The sequence below is a fragment of the Micromonospora musae genome, from assembly GCF_003626545.1.
In the GTDB taxonomy this organism is placed as follows: Bacteria; Actinomycetota; Actinomycetes; order Mycobacteriales; family Micromonosporaceae; genus Micromonospora; species Micromonospora musae.
Map to the genome: position 1 here is coordinate 158,203 of NZ_RAZS01000004.1, position 21,067 is coordinate 179,269.

The 21,067-nt window shown below is 72.4% G+C and carries 21 protein-coding genes; 7 read left to right on the top strand and 14 right to left on the bottom strand.

What is annotated here, in order from left to right; translation table 11 throughout:
* Positions 1-8: 8 nt before the first annotated feature.
* The 5 genes from D7147_RS12545 (at position 9) to D7147_RS12565 (ending at position 3,853) form a co-directional block, all read left to right on the top strand.
* On the top strand, positions 9-764 hold the full coding sequence (locus tag D7147_RS12545) for an amino acid ABC transporter ATP-binding protein (RefSeq protein WP_120677029.1): 756 nt from the start codon (positions 9-11) through the stop codon (positions 762-764).
* 57 nt (positions 765-821) lie between these two features.
* A complete protein-coding gene (locus D7147_RS12550) occupies positions 822-1,706 on the top strand; it encodes a glutamate ABC transporter substrate-binding protein (protein ID WP_120677031.1) in 885 nt (294 codons plus the stop codon).
* A gap of 41 nt (positions 1,707-1,747) precedes the next feature.
* Positions 1,748-2,455: an amino acid ABC transporter permease gene (locus D7147_RS12555; RefSeq protein WP_120677033.1), complete on the top strand. Its 708-nt coding sequence runs from the start codon at positions 1,748-1,750 to the stop codon at positions 2,453-2,455.
* Complete coding sequence (locus tag D7147_RS12560) at positions 2,452-3,420, top strand: amino acid ABC transporter permease (RefSeq protein WP_120677036.1); 969 nt, start codon at positions 2,452-2,454, stop codon at positions 3,418-3,420. Before D7147_RS12555 ends, D7147_RS12560 begins: the two co-directional genes overlap by 4 nt.
* A gap of 124 nt (positions 3,421-3,544) precedes the next feature.
* Positions 3,545-3,853, top strand: coding sequence for a hypothetical protein (locus D7147_RS12565; RefSeq protein WP_120690349.1), 309 nt, complete (start codon positions 3,545-3,547; stop codon positions 3,851-3,853).
* A 134-nt stretch (positions 3,854-3,987) separates the two neighbouring features.
* On the opposite strand, the gene rny is transcribed toward D7147_RS12565, so the two are convergent.
* The 7 genes from rny to D7147_RS12605 form a co-directional block, all read right to left on the bottom strand.
* Positions 3,988-5,751 (bottom strand): ribonuclease Y, encoded by a 1,764-nt coding sequence (rny, locus tag D7147_RS12570; protein ID WP_120677040.1) that lies wholly within the window; start codon positions 5,749-5,751, stop codon positions 3,988-3,990.
* A gap of 779 nt (positions 5,752-6,530) precedes the next feature.
* Positions 6,531-7,238, bottom strand: coding sequence for a regulatory protein RecX (locus tag D7147_RS12575; protein WP_120677042.1), 708 nt, complete (start codon positions 7,236-7,238; stop codon positions 6,531-6,533).
* A gap of 8 nt (positions 7,239-7,246) precedes the next feature.
* Positions 7,247-8,293, bottom strand: a complete 1,047-nt coding sequence (gene recA / locus D7147_RS12580) for a recombinase RecA (RefSeq protein WP_120677043.1) — start codon at positions 8,291-8,293, stop codon at positions 7,247-7,249.
* Positions 8,294-8,477: 184 nt separating this feature from the next.
* Positions 8,478-8,678, bottom strand: a complete 201-nt coding sequence (locus tag D7147_RS12585) for a DUF3046 domain-containing protein (RefSeq protein ID WP_120677045.1) — start codon at positions 8,676-8,678, stop codon at positions 8,478-8,480.
* 4 nt (positions 8,679-8,682) lie between these two features.
* On the bottom strand, positions 8,683-10,050 hold the full coding sequence (locus D7147_RS12590) for an MFS transporter (protein WP_120677047.1): 1,368 nt from the start codon (positions 10,048-10,050) through the stop codon (positions 8,683-8,685).
* A 101-nt stretch (positions 10,051-10,151) separates the two neighbouring features.
* Positions 10,152-10,856, bottom strand: a complete 705-nt coding sequence (locus D7147_RS12595; protein ID WP_120677049.1) for a UdgX family uracil-DNA binding protein — start codon at positions 10,854-10,856, stop codon at positions 10,152-10,154.
* Between the two features lie 358 nt (positions 10,857-11,214).
* Positions 11,215-12,555 (bottom strand): aminotransferase class I/II-fold pyridoxal phosphate-dependent enzyme, encoded by a 1,341-nt coding sequence (locus tag D7147_RS12605; RefSeq protein WP_120677054.1) that lies wholly within the window; start codon positions 12,553-12,555, stop codon positions 11,215-11,217.
* A 36-nt stretch (positions 12,556-12,591) separates the two neighbouring features.
* Here D7147_RS12605 and D7147_RS12610 point away from each other — a divergent pair, with 36 nt between their 5' ends.
* Both D7147_RS12610 and leuE read left to right on the top strand, forming a co-directional pair.
* A complete protein-coding gene (locus D7147_RS12610) occupies positions 12,592-13,860 on the top strand; it encodes a bifunctional pyridoxamine 5'-phosphate oxidase family protein/GNAT family N-acetyltransferase (RefSeq protein WP_120677056.1) in 1,269 nt (422 codons plus the stop codon).
* Positions 13,860-14,528: a leucine efflux protein LeuE gene (leuE, locus tag D7147_RS12615; RefSeq protein WP_120677808.1), complete on the top strand. Its 669-nt coding sequence runs from the start codon at positions 13,860-13,862 to the stop codon at positions 14,526-14,528. The genes D7147_RS12610 and leuE overlap by 1 nt, the downstream gene beginning before the upstream one ends.
* A gap of 21 nt (positions 14,529-14,549) precedes the next feature.
* Here leuE and D7147_RS12620 read toward each other — a convergent pair whose 3' ends face one another.
* The 7 genes from D7147_RS12620 to D7147_RS12650 form a co-directional block, all read right to left on the bottom strand.
* Entirely contained in the window at positions 14,550-15,479 is a 930-nt protein-coding gene (locus tag D7147_RS12620) for a sporulation protein (protein ID WP_120677058.1), read from the bottom strand.
* 147 nt (positions 15,480-15,626) lie between these two features.
* Complete coding sequence (locus D7147_RS12625) at positions 15,627-16,691, bottom strand: hemolysin family protein (RefSeq protein WP_120677060.1); 1,065 nt, start codon at positions 16,689-16,691, stop codon at positions 15,627-15,629.
* Between the two features lie 106 nt (positions 16,692-16,797).
* Positions 16,798-18,156 carry a hemolysin family protein gene (locus tag D7147_RS12630; RefSeq protein WP_120677062.1) on the bottom strand — a complete coding sequence of 453 codons (1,359 nt, stop codon included), beginning with the start codon at positions 18,154-18,156 and terminating at the stop codon, positions 16,798-16,800.
* 208 nt (positions 18,157-18,364) lie between these two features.
* On the bottom strand, positions 18,365-18,697 hold the full coding sequence (mnhG, locus tag D7147_RS12635) for a monovalent cation/H(+) antiporter subunit G (RefSeq protein WP_120677064.1): 333 nt from the start codon (positions 18,695-18,697) through the stop codon (positions 18,365-18,367).
* Positions 18,697-18,960 carry a monovalent cation/H+ antiporter complex subunit F gene (locus D7147_RS12640; protein WP_120677066.1) on the bottom strand — a complete coding sequence of 88 codons (264 nt, stop codon included), beginning with the start codon at positions 18,958-18,960 and terminating at the stop codon, positions 18,697-18,699. Before D7147_RS12640 ends, mnhG begins: the two co-directional genes overlap by 1 nt.
* Positions 18,957-19,562: a Na+/H+ antiporter subunit E gene (locus D7147_RS12645; RefSeq protein WP_120677068.1), complete on the bottom strand. Its 606-nt coding sequence runs from the start codon at positions 19,560-19,562 to the stop codon at positions 18,957-18,959. The genes D7147_RS12640 and D7147_RS12645 overlap by 4 nt, the downstream gene beginning before the upstream one ends.
* Positions 19,559-21,064, bottom strand: coding sequence for a Na+/H+ antiporter subunit D (locus D7147_RS12650; protein WP_120677070.1), 1,506 nt, complete (start codon positions 21,062-21,064; stop codon positions 19,559-19,561). Before D7147_RS12650 ends, D7147_RS12645 begins: the two co-directional genes overlap by 4 nt.
* Positions 21,065-21,067 lie beyond the last annotated feature (3 nt).

Genomic DNA, 21,067 nt, shown 5'->3' on the forward strand with positions numbered 1-21,067 from the left:
CAGGGACGGTGGACTACGTGACGACGGGCGAACCGCTCATCGTGCTGGACTCGGTCAACAAGTGGTTCGGGCCGCTGCACGTGCTCGACGAGGTCTCGCTCTCGGTCGGCCGCGGCGAGGTGGTCGTGGTGATCGGACCGTCCGGCTCGGGCAAGTCGACGCTGTGTCGGACCATCAACCGGCTGGAACCGATCAACTCCGGCGCCATCACCTTCGACGGGCAGCCCCTGCCGGCTGAGGGCAAGGCCCTCGCCAAGCTGCGCAGCGAGGTCGGCATGGTCTTCCAGTCGTTCAACCTCTTCGCGCACAAGACCATCCTGGAGAACGTGACCCTCGGTCCGATCAAGGTCCGCAAGGAGAAGCCCGCGGTGGCCCGGGAGCGCGCCATGGCGCTGCTCGACCGGGTCGGCATCGCCAACCAGGCCGACAAGTTCCCGGCCCAGCTCTCCGGCGGCCAGCAGCAGCGGGCGGCGATCGCCCGCGCGCTGGCCATGCAGCCCAAGGCGATGCTCTTCGACGAGCCCACCAGCGCGCTGGACCCGGAGATGGTCGGCGAGGTGCTGGACGTGATGACGTCGCTGGCGAGCGACGGCATGACGATGGTCGTGGTCACCCACGAGATGGGCTTCGCGCGGCACGCGGCCAACCGGGTCATCTTCATGGCCGACGGCCAGCTGGTGGAGGATGCTCCGCCGGCCGAGTTCTTCGCCAACCCGCGCAGCGAGCGGGCCAAGGACTTCCTCTCCAAGATCCTCACGCACTAGGCGTCCACCCAGGAGCGCGCCATCCCTCGGCGGGCTTCGTCGAAGAAGGAGAAGAGTATGCGTATGAAGCGCGTGGCGGCGGTCGCGGCGGCCGCGACCCTCGCCCTCGGGCTGGCTGCCTGTGGCGACAACGGGTCCGGTGAAGGTACCGGCAGCGGCGGGGAGACCAAGTCGTTCGCGGCCGGCAGCACGATGGAGCGGCTCAACAAGGCCCAGGCCATCAAGATCGGCACCAAGTTCGACCAGCCGGGCTTCGGCCTCAAGGGCCTGTCGGGCAAGCCGGAGGGCTTCGACGTCGAGGTCGCGAAGATCATCGCCAAGGAGCTCGGCATCCCCGAGGACAAGATCGAGTGGGTCGAGGCCCCCTCGAAGGTCCGTGAGGACGTCATCGTCAACGGCACGGTCGACCTCGTCGCCGCGACCTACACGATCAACGACAAGCGCAAGGAGCGCGTCGCCTTCGCGGGCCCGTACTACGAGGCCGGCCAGAACATCATGGTGAAGAAGGACGACACCACGATCACCGGCCCGGACTCCTTCAAGGACGGCGCCAAGAAGGTCTGCTCGGTCACCGGCTCCACCCCGGCCGAGGAGATCAAGAAGCACGTCAAGGACGTCGCCACCCAGCTGGTGCTCTTCGACACCTACGACAAATGCCGGGACGCCCTCAAGGGCGGCCAGGTCGACGCGGTGACCACTGACAACGTGATCCTGCTCGGCTACATCGCCAAGGACGAGGCCTCGTTCAAGCTGGCCGGCGAGAACTTCACCAAGGAGCCGTACGGCATCGGCGTGAAGAAGGAAGACACCGACTTCCGCACCTTCGTCAACGACACGCTGGAGAAGGCGTACGGCGACGGCAGCTGGCAGAAGGCCTGGGACGACACCGCCGGCAAGTTCGGCGCCGAGCTGGGCAGCGCGCCGACCATCAACCGCTACTGATCTGACCCGTTGATCCGGAGGGTGGGGAGGAAGTCCGACCCGTGAGTGTGCTCATCGACAAGTTCGACGTCTTCGCGGGGGGCTTCTGGCTCACCCTCCAGATCTGCGTACTCGCCGCGATCGGCGCCCTGATCCTGGGCGCCGTCGTGGCGGTGCTCCGCATCTCACCCGTACCGCCGCTGCGAGCCGTCGGCACCGCGTACGTGAACACCTTCCGGAACCTGCCACTCACCGTGGTCATGTTCTTCGCCGCGTTCGGCCTGCCGGCGCTCGGCTCGAACGCGGACTTCCTGCGAATCCCGGTCCTCGACTCGCTCTTCAACCGGCTCGGCACGGACCTGCCCTACTTCCGCTTCGCGCTGATCGCGCTGGTGCTCTACACCGCGGCGTTCGTCTGCGAGGCGCTGCGCTCGGGGGTCAACGCGGTGCCGGCCGGTCAGGCCGAGGCCGCCCGGTCGCTGGGCCTGACCTTCGGACAGAACCTGCGCTACGTGGTGCTGCCCCAGTCCTGGAAGGCCTCGATCGTGCCGCTCGGTTCGGTGATCATCGCGATGATCAAGAACTCGGCGCTGATCGGCTTCTTCGGCGTGGTCGGTGATCTGTCGGCCACCGCCGACCAGCTCACCGGGGCCGAGGGCTACGCCTTCATCCCCGTCGCCATCGGCATCTCGATCGGATACCTGATCATGACCGTCCCCCTCGGCGCGCTCCTCGACCGGATCGAGAAGCGGCAGGCGGTGGCCCGATGAGCCAGCAGACCGTCCTCTACGACGTACCCGGGCCCCGGCAGCGCCGGATCACCCTCGTCAGCAGCCTCGTCGCCATCGTGCTGGTGGCCGTCGGCGTGTACTTTCTGATCTACCGGCCGTTGGACGACAAGGGCCAGTTCTCGATGGAGCTGTGGGGGCCGCTCGTCGACCCCTCCAACGAGAACTTCTCGCTGGTCTGGAAGCGGATCGGGCTCGGCCTCAAGAACACCCTGATCGCGGCGGTGCTCGCGATCGCCTCCTCGCTGGTGGTCGGCACGCTCCTGGCGGTGCTGCGGATCCAGCTCAAGAGCCTGACCCAGCGCCGGTTCACCGGGCTCGCCACGCCGCTGTCGTACCTGCTGCGCGGGCTGAGCCTCGTGCTGTCGGCGATCACCCGGGTCTGCGTCGAGGTGTTCCGCGGGCTCCCCGTCGTCATCACCATCTTCTTCGTGGCGCGCGGCTTCCCCGAGTTCGGCGTCACCTTCGAGACGCTCTGGTACCTGGTCATCGGCCTCACCATCTACAACTCGGTGGTGATCGGCGAGATCCTACGCTCCGGCATGGAGGGTCTGCCCGGCGGCCAGGCCGAGTCGGCCGCCGCGATCGGTCTCTCGCCGCTGCAGACGACCCGGATGATCCTGCTGCCGCAGGCGTTCCGGATCATGCTCCCCGCGCTGATCAGCCAGCTGGTCGTGGTGCTCAAGGACACCTCGCTCGGCTTCATCATCAGCTACGAGGAGACCCTGAACATCGGCAAGCAGATCATCGGCGCCCTGGAAAACCCCATCCAGGTGTACGTGGTGATCGCCGTGCTCTTCATCGCTGTCAACTACTCGCTGTCGAAGCTCGCCCAGTACGTGCAGCGCCGCCTCGCCCGGGGCCGCAAGACGGCCGGCACCCCGGCGCAGAACCCGCCGCCCGCGGCGCTGGCCTCCCAGTCGGAGAGCTCCGGCCAGGGAATCTGACGCCCACCTGACGGCGTGAAGGGCCGGCCCGCAGTTCGGGGCCGGCCCTTCACGTATCTGTTCTCCCAACCCGGGCACCCGCCCTACGACTGAGCGCCCCACGCGGGAGGCAGAATCCAAATCGATGAACACTGTCGCCCGGGTCGCCCTCGGAATGGTGGCAGCGCCGTCCGCTGCCGTAGCCGTCTACCTGCACGGAGTGTGGGCGGGGCACTTCCTCGACCTCCGTGCCACCAGTGAGTACTGCCCCGCCAAGCCATTGGACTCCACCTCGACCAGCGCCGACTGGCTGCCACTGCGGCACCTCTGCCGCTACGCGGACGGCACCACAACGGATCTGGTTCCCGCGTACGTCAACCCGATCGTGTTCCTCTGTCTGGCCGTCGCGGTGGCCTGCACGGCGCTCACCCTGCGGTCCGCCCGCCGTCCATGATCATCAGCACCGCCGCTCCCGCACCAGGGCAGCGGCGGTGCCGACGAGCGGCTCAACCGGCTGCACACCGCTGCGGAGCGCTGCCGGGCTCCACCGTGTCCGGGGAGCCGCCGTGGTTCTTCAAGGGCGCCCCGTCAGCGGGCGATCTCGGTGACCCGGGACTCGCGGACCACCGTCACCCGGATCTGACCGGGGTAGGTCAGCTCCTCCTCGATCTGCTTGGCCACGTCCCGGGCGAGCACAGCCGCGCCGATGTCGTCCACGTGCTCCGGCTTGACCATCACCCGAATCTCCCGGCCGGCCTGCATGGCGAAGACCTTCTCCACCCCGCCCTTGCCGCCGGCGATCTCCTCGATCCGCTCCAGACGCTTGACGTACGCCTCCAGGCTCTCCCGCCGCGCGCCCGGCCGACCGCCGGAGCAGGCGTCGGAGGCTTGGGTGAGCACCGCCTCGATGGTCTGCGGCTGCACCTCGTTGTGGTGCGCCTCGATTGCGTGCACCACCTCTTCGCTCTCGCCGTACTTGCGGGCCAGGTCGGCGCCGATGATGGCGTGACTCCCCTCCACCTCGTGGGTGAGCGCCTTGCCGATGTCGTGCAGGAACGCGGACCGCTTGATGAGCGGCACGTCCAGGCGCAGCTCGGCGGCCATGACGCCGGCGATGTGAGCGGTCTCGACGAGGTGCTTGAGCACGTTCTGCCCGTACGACGTCCGGTAGCGCAGCCGGCCCAGCAGGGTGATCAGCTCCGGGTGGATCTCGGTGATGCCGACCTCGACGAGCGCGTCCTCGGCGGCCCGCCGGCAGAGCTGCTCGACCTCCTGCCGGGCCAGGTCGTAGACCTCCTCGATCCGGTGCGGGTGGATCCGCCCGTCGAGCACCAGCTTCTCCAGGGTGAGCCGCCCGACCTCGCGGCGGACCGGGTCGAAGCAGGAGAGCAGCACCGCCTCCGGGGTGTCGTCGATGATGAGGTTGACGCCGGTCACCGACTCGAAGGCGCGGATGTTGCGCCCCTCCCGGCCGATGATCCGGCCCTTCATCTCGTCCCCGGGCAGGTGCAGGACGCTGACCACGCTCTCCGCGGTCTGCTCGCTGGCCACCCGCTGGATCGCGTCCACGACTATGTGGCGGGCCCGCTGCTCGGCGGTGCCCCGCGCGTCGGCCTCGATGTCGCGGACCAGCAGCGCCGCCTCCCGCTTGGCCTGGCCCTCGATCGCCTCGATCAGCTCCGTTCGGGCGGCCTCGGCGGTGAGCCCTGCGACCCGCTCCAGCTCGCGGCGACGATGCAGCTCCGCCTCGGCGAGGCCGGCCTCCCGCTGGTCGAGCGCGGCATCTCGGGCGGCCAGCGCGGCGCTCGCGGCGCTCAGCTGCCGCTCGCGCTCGGCGAGCCGCTCGACCTCCTCGGTGTGCAGGCGCTCCCGCTCGTCCATCCGGGCCGCCCGTCGGTCCACCTCGGCGGCCTGCTCGCGGGTGGTCGCGGCGAGCACCGCGACCTCCCGCTCGCCGCCGCGGCGGGCGGCCGTGCGCAGCTGCTCCGCGTCGGCCTCAGCCTGCTTGTGGGCACGCTCCAGGACGGTGTCGGCCTCGGCGCGGGCGTCGTCGAGCATCCGGCGGGCCTCCGCCCGAGCCGCCTTCGCCTCCGCCTTCGCGGCCGCGGCCTCGGCGCGCGCCGCAGCCGCCGCGGACTTCGCCACGTCGATGGTGCTGTTCGCCTCGTCGGCCGCGTTGCGCAGCGCCGCCAGGGACTGCTCCTGGCGGTCCTTCTCGGCGATGAAGGCCGGGTCCGCCGGTCGGGCGCCGCCCAGCTGGCGCAGGGTCCGCAGGCCGACCGTCAGCGCGCCGACGACCACCAGGGTCAGGATCAGGACCACGACCAGGAGCACCGTGTCGAAGGCGCTCATGCGGGGACTCCGCGCGGACCACCGGTCAACCTGTGCCGTCCCGCCATGGCCGCCTCCCCTGAACGTCGGCGCCGCAGCAACCGTGCCGGAGGCACGCTCCTGCGGCTTCGGACGCCCGACCGGAGCGACTGGCCGTGGGTAGCTTCCTCCACCGGCGGTGCTCGCGGGCATCGCCGGTGGCCTGGTGCAGTTGTCGCTTCAGCTCCGGACCGGCCTGTCCGGAGCTGCCGCCATAGGTCGGGCGAGCCGACCAAAGTGTTGTTCTTCCGTTACGCGATCTATGTTGTGCGCTTAGCCTGCGCTGGTCGGGCAATGTGAGCCTGTATGGCGAGGCTAGGTCGCCAGGGGTGGTCTGGTCAAGGAGTGATGATCAAACCCCCCGAACGGAGAGAAGTTGCCCCGTCACCCAGCGCTCACCATGCGCCGGACACCAGCGGACAAACACCACCGGCGGTCGACCATCGCCCCGTCACCGTCGCTCGCCACGGCGCCGAGCATGACGTCACGTCCCGCCAGTGGGCTGATTCCGCGCGTGATCGACTCAGGTACCGCGGAGGTCGGGCAGCTCGCTCGCCGGTCACCGGGAGTTCACTGAGGACGAGTCGAGACGCCACCCGCCGGACCGGCGCCCCGGCCACGATTCCGGCCTGAGGATGCCACCCGTCACATCCCGAACCGCCAGCCGCGACTCGGGTTCCTTGAAGTCGGGGCATCACGCGGCCCAGACACCGCGACATCAAGGAAACCGAGTCGATCACCGCGCGCCAGCGCGAGACCGGTCAGCCGGTCGCCCGACCGTCGCGCTCGATCTCACCCTCCGCCTCAGCCAGGGCGTCCGCGTCGATCTGTTCGGCGAACTCGGCGGCCTCGGCGCTCTGCGCGGCGAGCGCTTCCTTGACGGCTCGGATCGCCACTCCCGGCGGGTAGCCCTTGCGGGCCAGCATCCCCACCAGGCGGCGGAAGACCGCGTCCGGCTCACCCCGGGCGGTGCGCAGCTTCCGCTCGACCAGCGCCCGCGCGGTCTCCGCCTCGGCCTCCTCGCTGAGCTCGCCGAGCGCCTCGCTCGCCACCTCACCGTCGACGCCGCGTTGGCGCAACTCGTTGGCGAGCGCGCGGCGAGCCAGGCCCCGCCCCGCGTGCCGGCTGCTCACCCAGGCCCGGGCGAACGCGGCGTCGTCGATGATGCCGACCTCGTCGTAGCGGTCGAGGACCTGAGCGGCCACCTCCTCGGAGATGCCCCGCTTCGTGAGCGCCCCGGCCAGCTCGGCGCGGGTACGCGGCCGCACGGCGAGCTGCCGCAGGCAGATCTCCCGGGCAACCTCGGCCTCGTCCCGGGGCGGGGCGGGCGCAGCCGCCGCCGCCTCCGGATCAGACTCCTCGGCCCTGCCCCGCCGACCACGACGAGGGCGCGGCGTGCTGGGGTCATCGCCCGGGCGGGGTGGGCTGGCATCCCAGCCTCGCCCCGCACGGGCTCGTCGTCCTGCCACAGTTCAGGTCAGAAGTCGACCGGCGGCAGCTCCGGGCCACCGGCGGCGTCGCCCGCGCCGACCCCGACGCCGAGCTTCTCGAGGATCTTCTTCTCGATCTCGGCCGCCACGTCCGGGTTCTCCTTGAGGAACTCCCGGGCCTTCTCCTTGCCCTGGCCGAGCTGGTCGCCGTCGTAGGTGTACCAGGCGCCGGACTTGCGGATGATCGCCTGCTCCACACCGACGTCGATCAGCGAGCCCTCACGGGAGATGCCCTTGCCGTACATGATGTCGAACTCGGCCTGCTTGAACGGCGCGGCGACCTTGTTCTTCACGACCTTGACCCGGGTGCGGTTACCGACCACGTCCGTGCCGTCCTTGAGGCTCTCGATGCGGCGGACGTCGAGCCGGACCGAGGCGTAGAACTTCAGCGCCCGTCCACCGGTGGTGGTCTCCGGGCTGCCGAACATCACACCGATCTTCTCGCGGAGCTGGTTGATGAAGATCGCCGTGGTGCCGGTGTTGCTGAGCACACCGGTGATCTTCCGCAGCGCCTGGCTCATCAGCCGGGCCTGGAGACCCACGTGGCTGTCGCCCATCTCACCCTCGATCTCGGCGCGCGGCACCAGGGCCGCCACCGAGTCGATCACGATGATGTCGAGCGCGCCCGAGCGGATCAGCATGTCCGCGATCTCCAGCGCCTGCTCGCCGGTGTCCGGCTGGGACACCAGCATCGCGTCGGTGTCGACGCCGAGGGCCTTGGCGTACTCCGGGTCGAGCGCGTGCTCGGCGTCGATGAAGGCCGCGATGCCACCGGCCCGCTGGGCGTTGGCCACCGCGTGCAGGGCCACTGTGGTCTTACCGCTGGACTCCGGGCCGTAGACCTCGATGACCCGGCCACGAGGCAGGCCGCCCACACCGAGCGCCACGTCGAGCGCGATGGAACCGGTCGGGATCACGGCGGTCTGGACGACCGGCCGCTCCCCCAGACGCATCACCGAGCCCTTGCCGAACTGCTTGTCGATCTGAGCGAGAGCAAGGTCGAGTGCCTTCTCCCGGTCAGGCGCTGCCACCATCGTTGCCACCCCTGCCTTCGCCGGCGTCTTTGCTGAGCTTCGCGTCACGCGGACACGCTAGGCGCTGGGTCCGACAGAAAACCAGCCGACGGGCCGCGAGCTGTGGACGAGCACCCCGCTGTGGACAATAGCCGAACAGGTGTACGAGTCGGCAAGCGACACGCGGACCGGTGGAAAACGCTGCTCAGCGTAGTCGCGCCGGCACCCGGTCGGGGTAGGCCGCGCAGACCGCCCGCCACACCACGTGCGTCTCCTCACCCCCGGCGAGGGCCTGCTCGATGGTCCGTCCGCCGAGCTGGGAGAGCACCTGGTCGCTGGCGATGCTGGCCGCGTAGCCGGGGCCGAAGGCCTCCTCCAGCCGCGTCCAGAAGTCGGTCAGCCGCACGTGATCACTCCTCCTCGTCCGGTGCCCCCGCCGGCACCGGCCGCAACGCTAGCGCCACCAGGGGCACCGTGGCGACCGCGGCGAGCAGGGTGAGGACGGGATAACCGGCGGCCCGCATGACAAACCCGCTGACCGCCGCGGCCACGGCGCCGGCCAGCCCCATCGTCAGGTCGGAGAAGCCCTGCACGCTCGGCCGGACGGCCGCCGGCACCGACTCCGAGAGCAGCGTGGAACCCGCCACCATGGTGCCGGACCAACCCAGCCCGAGCAGGACCAGACCGATCGAGAGGCGGGGGGTGTGGTGCCCCGCGGTACCGGCGACCGCGCACGCGGCGAGCAGCAGCGCGACGCCGACGAGGATCACCGCCCGCCGACCGAGCCGGTCGGTGAGCCAACCCACCACCGGCGAGAGCGCGTACATCCCGGCGATGTGCAGGCTCAGCACGATGCCGACCACCCGCAGCACGTCCGCGTCGCCGTGCGACTCACCGAGGCGGACCGGGGTCATCGACATGACCGCCACCATCACCGTGTGACCCACCGCCACCGCGACGATGCCGAGCCGGGCGGCGGGCAGGCCGCGTACCACCCGCCAGGCCGCACGCATCCCGGCACCGCGCCGGGCGGTCCTGGCCGACGCGGAGGTGGCCTCGGCCGGCGCGGAGGTGGCCTCGGCCGGCGGGGGGAGCTCGGCCGCGGCGCCGACCGCCACCGGCGCAGCGGGCGTGGCCAGCCGGCGCGCGGTCAACAGCGGATCGGGGCGCAGCAACGCCAGGAGCACACCGGCGGCGAGCACGAACGCGACCGCGCTGAACGCGAACGGGCCGGCCAGCGGGGGCAGCCCCCAGCCGGTGGTGGCGTGGTCGGCCAGGTCGGCGAAGTTCGGGGCGGCCACCGCGCCGATCGTGGTGGCCCAGACGATCAGCGAGAGCTGGCGGCCCCGCCGAGCCGGCTCGGCGAGGTCCACGGCCGTGTAGCGGGCCTGGAGGTTGGCGGCGGTCCCGCCGCCGAAGAAGAGCATGCCGACGAAGAGCAGCGGTACGAAGCCGGTGACCGTGGCGAGCACGACCAGCACCGCCCCGACGGCGCCGGCCAGGTACGCGACCGCGAGCCCGGGGCGGCGGCCGTGCCCGTTCATGATCCGGGTGACCGGGACCGCCAGCAGGGCACCACCCACCACGGAGGCGCTCTGCGCCACACCGGCCAGCGCGGTGCCGGCGACCCGCGCCGCGAGCAGGGCCCCCACCGAGATGCCGATGGTGACACCGATCCCGCCGACGATCTGGGTGCCGAAGAGCAGCCGCAGCGTACGCCGCTGAATAGGCGCGACGTCCGGGCGGACCGGCGTCGACGCGGTCAGTTCGGTGGCCATCGGCGGCTCCGGGGTGGGTACGGCGGTATGACGCCGCCCATCCTCGCGCACGACCGGCGGTCGCCGGTGCCCGGGCGAGGGCCGGGCCGACGCCCGCCCGGTCAGGTCGCGAGGGCGCGGGCGGCGACGGTGAGGTCGGTGACCAGCCCCTCGTACGCCTTGTCGTGATCGTCGGCGCGCAGCACCGCGGAGGGGTGGATGGTGGCGAGCAGCTGGGCCGGCGGAGTGTCGGCCCGCTTCCCGGCGCTGTCCACGGGCACGCCCCGGAAGTCCTCGGGGTGCTGGGCGGAGTCCGGCCAGGGCAGCAGCTCGCCGCGCTGCCGGGTGACCCGGAACGCCGGCCCGAGCAGCGCCTTGGCGGCGGTGGCGCCGAGCACCACGACGACCGCCGGACGCAGGCGGGCGAACTCCGCGACCAGCCAGGGCCGGCAGGCGGTGATGTGCACCCGGTCCGGCGTCTGGTGGATGCGCCGCTTCCCGCGCAGCTCGAATCGGAAGTGCTTCACGGCGTTGGTCAGGTAGATCGAGGCGGGGTCGAGGCCGGCGTCGTCGACGGCCCGCCGCAGCAGCCGGCCGGCCGGGCCGACGAAGGGCAGCCCCTTCTGGTCCTCCATGTCGCCGGGCTGCTCACCCACGAACACCACTCGGGCGCTCTCGTCGCCCCGGCCGAAGACGGTCTGCGACGCGTCGCGGTAGAGCTCGCAGCCGTGGCAGTCGGCGGCCGCCGTGCGCAGCTCGTCGAGGCTCTCCGCCCCGGGCGGGATGAACCGTTGGGCGCCGGGGGCGTTAGCGGTCTGCTCGGCCATGCCGACTGTTATATACCCGTTCCGGGATCGATGCCGGATACCCGACCGGTGGGCGTCCGGCGCGGGCGCCCGGTCGTCCTCGTTCAGGGGCGGCCGCCGGCACCGTCGGAGACCACCACGACGATCACGATGATGATCGCGATGACCGCCACGGCGATCGCGATCCAGATTCCCTTCCTCGCTCCCGAAGACGCCATGGACGCCCACCTCCCGCACCGCGGTTACCCGCCCGTTCCCGCCTGACGCCCCCGTGGCGGGTCGACCACGGTGACCTCGCCCCTCCCGCCCGCTGCGCTCGCCGGCCGGCCGGCCCGCCCGCGCCGGGGCCGGGTGCGGGGGCGACGTCGGCGCGGCCCGGTCAGGCGGTGAAGCCGCCCGGGTGCGGCGGTCGGACGGCGCGGGCCAGCGCGTCGGCGAGCGGGGTGACGTCGGTGTCGACGAGCGGGCTGACCGTGATCCGCAGGCCGGGCTCGGCGGCGATCCGGTAGAGCGCGCCGGGCGCGACCGACCAGCCGGCGTCGCGCAGCGCGGTCACCGCGCTGGTCTCCTCCGGGACGGGCAGCCAGACGTTGATGCCGCTTCGCCCGCGCGCCTCGATGCCCCGCTCGGCGAGCGCGGCGAGCAGTGCCGTACGCCGCCGTTCGTAGCTCTCCGCCGCGCGGTCGACCTGCGCGGCGACGGCCGGGTCGCGCCAGAGCGCGAGCAGCAGCCGTTGCAGCACGGTGGAGACCCAGCCCGCGCCGACCCGGGTCCGGCCGGCGACCCGGGCCACCGTGGTCTCGTCGCCCACCAGCACCGCGAGGCGCAGGTCCGGGCCGAAGGGCTTGCTGGCCGAGCGAAGGAACGCCCAGCTTCGCGTCGCCCCGGCGAGCGGGTGCAGCGGTACGCGGGCCAGTTCGGCGGCGTGGTCGTCCTCGATCAGCAGCAGCTCCGGCCAGCCGGTGAGGAGTTCCCGCAGCGCCGCGGCGCGGGCGGCGGAGATCGCGGCGCCGGTCGGGTTCTGCGCGCGGCTGGTCAGGATCAGCGCGCGGGCCCCGGCGCTGAGCGCGGCCGAGACCCCGGCCGTCAGTGGCCCCTCGTCGTCGACCGGTACGCCGATCGGGCGCAGCCCCAGCGCGGCGATCAGGTCGAGCAGGTTGGCCCAGCCCGGATCCTCGACGGCGACCGCGTCACCGGCGCGCAGGTGGGCGCCGAGCAGCCGTTCGATGCCGTCGAGCGCGCCGCCGGTGAGGGTCAGTTCGCCGGCCGGTACGCCGTCGGCGGCGAGCCGGGCGCGGGCCGCCTCGGCCAGCTCGGGGAGGACGCCTCCGCCCGAGTAGCCGATCGAGGCTCCGGCGTCGGCGGCGAGGGCGGCCAGATGCGGGCCGAACGGCGGCAGCAGCGACGGATCGGGCTCACCGGCGGAGAGGTCTCGCAGGCCGGGCGACGGGGGCGGGCGCAGCGCCGAACGGCGGGCCGCCACCGGCGGGCGGGGACGGACCCGGGTGCCGTGCCGGCCGGCGGTGGCGACCAGCCCGCGCTGGCGGAGCTCCTGGTAGGCGCGGGAGACGGTGGCCGGGCTGACGGCCAGTTCGGCGGCGAGCGCCCGGACCGGTGGAAGGGCGGCCCCGGGCGGCAGGGCTGCGGTGCGGATGCCGGACTCGATGCTGGCCGAAATCTCGACGGCCGTCGCCCCGGTCACCTGATAGCGTGCTGACACAAATACGGGATTGTACTAGAACAAAGGCGGATCGCGATGGTCACCCCTGGAACCGACCCGACCACCTACCCCCGGACCACGCGGACCACCCCGAACCGCTCCCGCGACCGGATGAGCTACGACCGGGCGGGCGTGCACGCCGTGCTGGACGAGGCGTACCACTGCGTGCTCGGGTTCACCGTGGACGGCGAGCCGCGGGTGCTGCCCACCCTGCACGTACGCGTCGACGACACCCTCTACCTGCACGGCTCCACCGGCAGCCGGCCGCTGCTCGCCGCCCGGGGCGACGGGCTGCCGGTCGCCGTGGCGGTCACCCTGCTAGACGGGCTGATCTACGGCCGGTCCCAGTTCCACCACAGCGCCAACTACCGGTCCGTGGTCGCCCACGGCACCGCCCACCTGGTGACCGACGAACGGGAGAAGGCCGCGGCGATGACCGCCCTGGTGGAGAAGGCCGCCGCCGGGCGCAGCGCGGACAGCCGCCCGCCCAGCCGCAAGGAGCTGGCCGAGACCGCGGTGCTGGCGCTGCCGCTGCACGAGGTCTCGCTCCGCCGCCGCGTCGGCGGAGTCCGCGAGGAGGAGTCGGACCTCGGCCTGCCGCACTGGGCCGGGGTGGTGCCGCTGCGGCTCACCCGGGGACGTCCCGAGACCGACCCGGCCGTGACCGCCCCGATCCCGGCGTACCTGCGGCCGGAGCGCTCGCCCTGGCTCGACCCGGTGGTGCTGCGCGGCGAGCACGTGACGCTCGAACCGCTCGAGCTCGCGCACGCGGGCGAGCTGCACGCCGCCACCGCCGACCCGGAGGTCTGGCGGCACCTGTCGCGGGCCGTGCCGACCGACGCCGCCGCGACGGCCGCGGTGATCACCGAAGCGCTGGCCGCCCACGACCGCGGCGAGCGGGTGCCCTGGGTGCAGCGCTGCGCGGCCACCGGCGCGGTGGTCGGCAGCACCTCCTACTACGAGGTGGACCCGCAGCGCCGTTCGGTGGCGATCGGCCACACCTGGCTCGGCCGGCCCTGGTGGCGTACCGGCATCAACACCGAGGCGAAACTGCTGCTGCTCACGCACGCCTTCGAGGAACTGGGCGCGGTCCGGGTGGTGTGGCACACCGACATCCGCAACGAGCGCTCCCAGCGGGCCATCGAGCGCCTCGGCGCGACCCGCGAAGGGGTGTTGCGCATGCACCGGCAGCGCCCGGACGGCTCGTGGCGCGACACCGTGCAGTACGCCCTCACCGTCCAGGAGTGGCCGAACACACAGCAGGCGCTGTGGGAAAGGCTTCGTCGCACGGCACCGGCGGCGTGATGATGGCCGGCGTGCTGGGGATCACCGACATCGGAACGTACGTGCTGGGCACCGTCGCCATCATCCTGCTGCCCGGACCCAACTCGCTCTTCGTGCTCTCCACCGCCGCAAAGCGCGGCGTGGCCGCGGGCTACCGGGCCGCCGGCGGGGTCTTCCTCGGCGACGGGGTGCTGATGCTCCTCTCCGCCGCCGGGGTGGCGTCCCTGCTGAAGGCGTACCCGCCGCTCTTCCTCGTCATCAAGTACGCGGGTGCGGCGTACCTCGGTTACATGGGTCTGACGATGCTGCGTGGCGCCTGGCGGCGCTGGCGCGACCGCAACGACCCGACCATGCCGCGGCTGATCGACGCGGCACAACCGGCGGAGCTGCGCAGCCCGTTCCGCAAGGCGCTGGTGATCAGCCTGCTCAACCCGAAGGCGATCCTCTTCTTCGTCTCGTTCTTCATCCAGTTCGTCGACCCGGCGTACCACTGGCCGGCGCTCTCGTTCCTGCTGCTCGGGCTGATCGCGCACCTGACCAGCGCGCTGTACCTGACCGCGCTGATCTTCACGGGTACCTTCCTGGCCGCGCAGTTCCGTCAGCGCCGACGGCTCGCGGCGGGCGCCACCACCGGCATCGCCGCCCTCTTCCTGGGCTTCAGCGTCAAGCTCGCGACCGCGAGCATCTAGGGTCGGGGGCGTACGGCCGGCTCAGGTGCCGTCGCCGCCCCCGCCCCCGCCGCCGACCCCCGGGCCCCCCGCGGTCCCGCCGAGCCCCGTCCCCGGATGGACTGGCTCGTCGGGCGGGCGGCTGACATGCGCGGACTCGGTGATCTGGGCGGACCAGTCGGAGTGCGCGGCGACCGCCGCGTGCTGATTGATCGCCGTACGCAGCCAGCCGTCCACGGTGCTCACCCAGTCCCGCTGCTCGGCGCCGGTGTGCCAGATCCGGAAACGGCTGATGCTCTGATGGGTCACCCCGGCCAGGGCGAGCCGGCGGTCCAGCCAGAGGATCACCTCCAGGCCGGCCGAGTCGGCCACGAAGATCAGTTCGAGCTCCGTGATCGGCCCGGCGTAGAGCGGGGCGACCCAGAAGCCGATGCGCTGGTGCAGCGGCAGGGTCTGCTGCACCCCGGGCAGCCGCGCGTCGAGCAACCCGGCCTGACGCAGGGTGAACCCGAGGGTGTCCAGCGCCGCGAGCACGTGCCCCTGGGTGGGCAGCGGATGCACGAAGACCGGCACCATCGCGCCCTGGTCGAGCTCTGGCTCGATCGCGACCTCCGTACGCAGGCCCATCCTGAGGCTCAGCAGCGGCACGCCGCCGAAGATGGTCACCGGGGTCTCCCAGGGCATCGGGAACTGGAACGGGATGGTCCGTCCCCGCCCGGCCCGGAGCACGAACGCGCCGGTCAGCGCCGCGCCGTGGAACTGCACCAGGCGGCGCGGCGCCGACGGGTCGTCCGGCTCGGCCGTGGTCACCAGACCGAGCCGGACGTGCCGCACCGGCACGTCCGTGGAGCCGGCCGTCACCGTCACCCGGCCGGGCAGCCGCAGCCCCGGCCGGGTACTCGGATTGGTGAGCGCCGTGGTCACGGTCAGGCCGGTCCAGCTGGACTCCGGTGACACCCCCGTGTACGGCACCGGACCTCCTCCCGCCGCTCGCGCCTCCACCCCCACTGTGGCGGAACGCGCCCCCGGTCACTCGGGGTTCGCCGGTTCCGCCGCCCGGATCGCGGCGTGCGGAACCGGCGCCCGGCTCACGGTGATGTCAGACCCGGGCGGGCCGGCTCATCTCAGCCGGCGGCCGCGCGGCACCGGGTCGGTCTCGTCGTCGAACTCGCCGATGACCTCCTCCAGCAGGTCCTCCAGCGCCACGAAACCCACCGGCCGGGTGGGCCCGCCGCCGTTGCGCACCAGGGCGAGCTGGGACTGACGGCCACGCATGGCAGCCACCGCCTCGGTCACCGTCGCCTCCGCGGGCAGGGTGAAGGCGCTGCCCATCAGCTCACCGGCGGTGCTCCGCTGACCCGTGGTGACGGCGCGCACCGCCTCCCGGACGTGCACCAGACCGCAGACGTCGCCGGCCGCGTCCAGCACCGCCAGGCGGGACCGGCCGCTCTCGCGGCTGACCTGCTCGATCCGCTCGGCGGAGTCGTCCCGGTGGACCGTCACCATGGTCGAGAACGGCTCCATCACCTGGGCCACCGTGGTGCCCTGCAGCTCCAGCATGCTGGTCAGCAGCTGGTGTTGCTCGGCGCCGAGCAGCCCGTGCTCCCGGGACTGCTCCAGCAGCATCCGCAGCTCGTCCGGGCCGTGCACCTGCGCCAGCTGGTCCTGCGGATTGACCCGGGCCAGCCGCAGGATCGAGTTGGCCAGCGCGTTGAGCGCGCTGAGCACCGGCCGGGCGACCCGGGCGAACGCCCGGAACGGCAGCGCCAGCAGCATGGCCGAGCGTTCCGCGTCGGTGATCGCCCAGGACTTCGGCGCCATCTCGCCGACCACCAGGTGCAGGAAGGTGACCAGCGCCAGCGCGAACACCAACGCCACGATGTGGCTCGCCGCGTCGGGCAGCCCCACCGCGTGCAGCACCGGGCTGGCCAGGTGCTCGATCGCCGGTTCGGCGAGCGCACCGAGACCCAGCGTGCACAGCGTGATGCCGAGCTGCGCGCCGGCGAGCATCAGCGACAGTTCGCGTACGCCGTCCAGAGCCGCCCGGGCGGCCCGTCCGCCACCGGCCGCCGCCTGCTCCAGGCGGTACCGCTTGCTCGCGACCAGGGCGAACTCGGCGGCCACGAAGAAGCCGTTCAACGCCAGCAGCACCACCGAGGTGACCAGCGCGACCCCGGGGCTCATCGCAGCCCTCCTTCGTTCGCGACTGCGGGGCTCGCAAGCTCACTCCTCGCACTCACCGCACCGCCTTCGTTCGCGACTGCGGGGCTCGCAAGCTCACTCCTCGCGCTCACGCGGACACCTCCGGGCGCTTGCCGGACTCGGTGACCCGCAGGCGTACGGAGTCGGCCACGTGCCGGTCGACGGCGAGCACCTCCACCAGCACACGCGGCTCCGCCGCGCCGTCCTCGGCGTCCGCGGCCGGGCCGATCTCGAGCCGGTCACCAACCTCGGGCACCCGCCCCAGCTCGCGCATGACCAGGCCGGAGAGGGTGTCGTACTCGGGGGCCTCGGGCAGCAGGATGCCGGTGCTGTCGGCCACCTCGTCGATCCGCCAGCGGGCCGGCACGACCCAGGAACCGTCGGCCTGCCGGGCCGGCGCCCGCTCCGGCGGGTCGTCCTCGTCGCGGATCGGGCCGACCAGCTCCTCGGCGATGTCCTCCAGGGTGATCACCCCGGCGAAGCCGCCATACTCGTCGACCACGCAGGCCAACTGCCGGTGCCCGGACCGCAGCCGGTCCAGCACCGTCGGCAGCGGCAGCGTCTCCGGGACCAGCAGCGGTGGTCCGGCCACCGAGCCCACCAGGGTGGTGGCCCGCTCGTGCGACGGCACGCCGAGCACGTCGGCGATGCCGACCACGCCGACGAGGTCGTCCACCCCCTCGGCGCCCCGGACGGGGAACCGGGAGTGCCCGGTGTCCAGCAGCTCGACGACCCGGCTGACCGGCTCGTCGGCGCGTACGGTGTGCACGTCCACCCGCGGCACCATGGCCTCGCCGGCGCTGAGCTCGCGGAAGTCGAGCCCCCGGTCGAGCAGGGTGGACATCTCCGCGTCCAGGTGCCCCTCGTTCCGGGACTCGGCGATGATCTGTTCCAGGTCCTCCGGGGTGGCGCCGCTGGGCAGCTCCTCGATCGGCTCGATGCCGACGCGACGCAGCAGCCGTACCGCGGCCTTGTCGAAGAGCCGGACGACCGGTCCGGCCACCTTGAGGTACATGAGGGTCGAGCGGGACAGCGCCCGGGCGACCGTTTCGGCGCGGGCGATGGCGAGGTTCTTCGGAGCCAGCTCGCCGAGGACCATCTGCACCACGGTGGCGATGACGAGCGCCAGCACCACGGAGAGCGTGACGCTCAGCGTCTCGGAGACGCCGGCGACGCCGAGCAGATCGGCCAGGCCGGCGCCGAGGTACGGCTCGGCGGCGTAACCGACCAGCAGGGCGGTGACGGTGATGCCGAGTTGGGCTCCGGAGAGCATGAAGGAGAGTCGGCCGGTCACCTCGAGTGCCCGGGCGGCCGGCTGGTCGCCCTCGTCGGCGAGCTGGCGCAGCTTGCCTCGGTCCACGGCGACGAAGCCGAACTCCTGGGCCACGAAGTAGCCGGTGAGTGCGGTGAGAACGATGATCAGGACCAGGCCCAGGACGATCAGCACGGGAGGCTCAGGGCTCCTCGCAACCACGTCGGGGCCTTCGAATGCCGGGCACGACCCGGCTGGCTACTGCTGCCCTCCTGGGCAGAAGAGTCGATCATGCGGGTCATTTTATCGGCGTTGGCTGTACGCCCGCTGAAGGTGCGGCGAAGCCTCCCCGTTGTCCGGTTCGCCCGGCGACGAATCGGCCGGGAAGGGCGGTTCCGCGGTCTCACCGGTCGGCGAGTTCGTCGACGTCGAGGAGGGTGGGGTCCACGCGGCCGGCGCGGTAGGCGGAGCGCGCGATCATCTGGGCGGCCACCGGAGCGGTGGCCAGTTGGAAGACCGCGACCAGCGCCACCATTCCGAGGTCGGCCGGCGTACGCAGCCGCAGGGCGACCCCGGCCAGCAGGAGGAGCACGCCGAGCGTCTGCGGCTTGGTGGCGGCGTGCATCCGGTCCAGCACGTCCGGGAAGCGCAGCACGCCGATCGCGGCGGCCAGGGCGAGCAGCGCGCCGGAGACCAGGCAGGCGGCGCCGAGCCAGTCGGCGACGGTGGCCGGCATCAGGCGCCCTTGCGGGCCGCGAAGCGGACGAGTGAGATCGAGCCGACGAAGCCGAGCAGCGAGAGCACCACCAGCACCGGCAGGGTGGTGGCGTGCCGGTTCACCGCCGCCTCGGCGGCGACCGCGCCGACCATCGTGGCGAGCAGCATGTCGGCGGCGACCACCCGGTCGAGCAGCGACGGGCCGCGGTAGAGCCGGACCAGCACGAGCAGCGCGGCCGCCGAGAAGAGTCCGGTGAGGACGACGGCGAGGAACGTGGTCACGGTTTTTTCTCCCTTTCGTCGGGTTCGCTGTTCAGCCGGCGTACCTCGGCGGCCGAGCCGACCGCCCGGACGATGCGCCGCTCGATCTCGAGGACCCGCGCCCGGTTGTCGGCCAGGTCCTGCGGCCGGCGTACGTCGAGCACGTGCAGGTAGAGCACTCCCGCCTCCCGGTCCACCTCGAGGATGAGGGTGCCCGGAACGAGCGAGACCAGTTCGGCGGTGAGCGCCAGATTCAGGTCGGTGCGGACCCGCAGCGGCACCGCGATGATCGCGCTGCGCGGCTGGAACCCGGGCTGCACGGCGATCCGGGCCACCCGCACGCTCGCGACCACCAGTTCGACGACGAACCGGGCGACGAGCACCAGCAGCGCCCGGGGCCGCAACCGGCCGCCGAAGGTGACCGGCGGCAACGGGAAGAAGACCAGCACCACGGCCCCCACCAGCACGCCGCCGAGCAGGTTGCCCCAGGTGAACTGGCCCCAGAGCAGGTTCCAGATCAGCACCAGCCAGCCGAACGCGACGCCCTGGTCGCGCCAGGTCGCCGCCCGGCCGCGCAGCCGCCCGGCCGGCCGCCCGCTGGTCCTGCCGGACCCGCCGGTCACGGCGTACCCGCCGGGAAGACGGCGCGGAGGTACGGGGTGCGGTCGCGCAGGTCGTGGGCGGCGTCGGCGGTCACGTCGAAGAGCGGCCCGCCGGCCACGGTCAGCGCCAGCCCGAGCGCGACGAGGGCGACGGTGGCCCCCACCATCAGCGCGGGCAGCCGCACCGCTGGCTCGTCGGTGGCGAGCCGGGGCGACCGCCAGAAGGCGATGTTCCACACCCGGGCGGCCACGTAGAGGGTGAGCAGGCTGGTGAGCGTGCCCGCCGCCACCAGCGCGGCGGGCAGCGCACCGCCGTCCGCGACCCCGGCCTGGAGCAGACCGAGCTTGCCGAGGAAACCCGAGAAGGGCGGCACGCCCGCGAGGTTCATCGCCGGTACGAAGAAGAGCACGCCCAGCAGCGGCGCCAGCCGCGCCAGCCCGCCGAGACGCCGCAGGTCGGTGCTGCCGGCCCGGATCTCCACGAGACCGGCCACCAGGAAGAGGGTGGTCTGGATGGTGATGTGGTGCACCACGTAGAAGATCGCGCCGGAGAGCCCGGCCACGGTGCTCAGCGCCACCCCGAAGATCATGTAGCCGATGTGGCTGACCAGCGTGAACGAGAAGAGCCGCTTCAGGTCCGACTGGGCGACCGCGCCGAGGATGCCGACGAGCATGGTCAGCCCGGCCACCACCATCAGCAGTGGGGCGACCTGCCCGTCCGGGAAGAGCAGCGTCTCGGTGCGGATGACCGCGTACACGCCGACCTTGGTGAGCAGGCCGGCGAAGACGGCGGTGACCGGGGCCGGCGCCGTCGGGTAGCTGTCCGGCAGCCAGGCCGACAGTGGGAAGACCGCCGCCTTGACGCCGAACGCGAGCAGCAGCATGAGTTGAAGCGCCAGGCGGACGTCGTCCGGCAGCGCGTCCAGTCGCTGGGCGAGCTGGGCCAGGTTGAGCGTGCCGGTGGCCGCGTAGACCAGCCCCACGGCGGCCAGGAAGACCATCGAGGAGAGGATGCTGACCACCACGTACGTTGAGCCGGTCCGGATCCGGACCTCGGTGCCGCCCAGCGTGATCAGCACGAAGCTCGCGGCGAGCAGGATCTCGAACCCGACGAAGAGGTTGAACAGGTCACCGGCGAGGAACGCGTTGGTCACGCCGGCGGTCAGCACCAGGTAGGTGGGGTGGTAGATGGTGACCGGGGCGCTCTCACCGGCATCCGCCTGACCCTGGCCGATCGAGTAGAGCAGCACGCAGAGGGTGACCGCCGAGGAGACCACCAGCATCAGCGCCGCCAGCTGGTCGGCGACCAGCACGATCCCGACCGGCGGCGGCCACCCGCCGACCGCGAGCACCACCGGTCCGTGCCGGTACGCCTCGACCAGCAGCACCGCGGCCACCGCCAGGGTGGTGGCCAGGCCGACCACGCTGATGCCCCGCTGCAGCCGTGGCCACCGGCCCAGCACCAGGGTCAGCGCCGCGCCGAGCAGCGGCAGCACCACCGGCAGCGGCAACAGCCGGTTCACCGG

Coding starts and splice junctions, on each gene's coding strand:
- D7147_RS12625 (WP_120677060.1), bottom strand. CDS start 16,691: ATGAGCCCCGGGGTCGCGCTGGTCACCTCGGTGGTGCTGCTGGCGTTG.
- D7147_RS12565 (WP_120690349.1), top strand. CDS start 3,545: ATGAACACTGTCGCCCGGGTCGCCCTCGGAATGGTGGCAGCGCCGTCC.
- D7147_RS12590 (WP_120677047.1), bottom strand. CDS start 10,050: ATGGCCACCGAACTGACCGCGTCGACGCCGGTCCGCCCGGACGTCGCG.
- D7147_RS12595 (WP_120677049.1), bottom strand. CDS start 10,856: ATGGCCGAGCAGACCGCTAACGCCCCCGGCGCCCAACGGTTCATCCCG.
- mnhG (WP_120677064.1), bottom strand. CDS start 18,697: ATGCCGGCCACCGTCGCCGACTGGCTCGGCGCCGCCTGCCTGGTCTCC.
- D7147_RS12610 (WP_120677056.1), top strand. CDS start 12,592: ATGGTCACCCCTGGAACCGACCCGACCACCTACCCCCGGACCACGCGG.
- recA (WP_120677043.1), bottom strand. CDS start 8,293: ATGGTGGCAGCGCCTGACCGGGAGAAGGCACTCGACCTTGCTCTCGCT.
- D7147_RS12560 (WP_120677036.1), top strand. CDS start 2,452: ATGAGCCAGCAGACCGTCCTCTACGACGTACCCGGGCCCCGGCAGCGC.
- leuE (WP_120677808.1), top strand. CDS start 13,860: ATGATGGCCGGCGTGCTGGGGATCACCGACATCGGAACGTACGTGCTG.
- rny (WP_120677040.1), bottom strand. CDS start 5,751: ATGAGCGCCTTCGACACGGTGCTCCTGGTCGTGGTCCTGATCCTGACC.
- D7147_RS12550 (WP_120677031.1), top strand. CDS start 822: ATGCGTATGAAGCGCGTGGCGGCGGTCGCGGCGGCCGCGACCCTCGCC.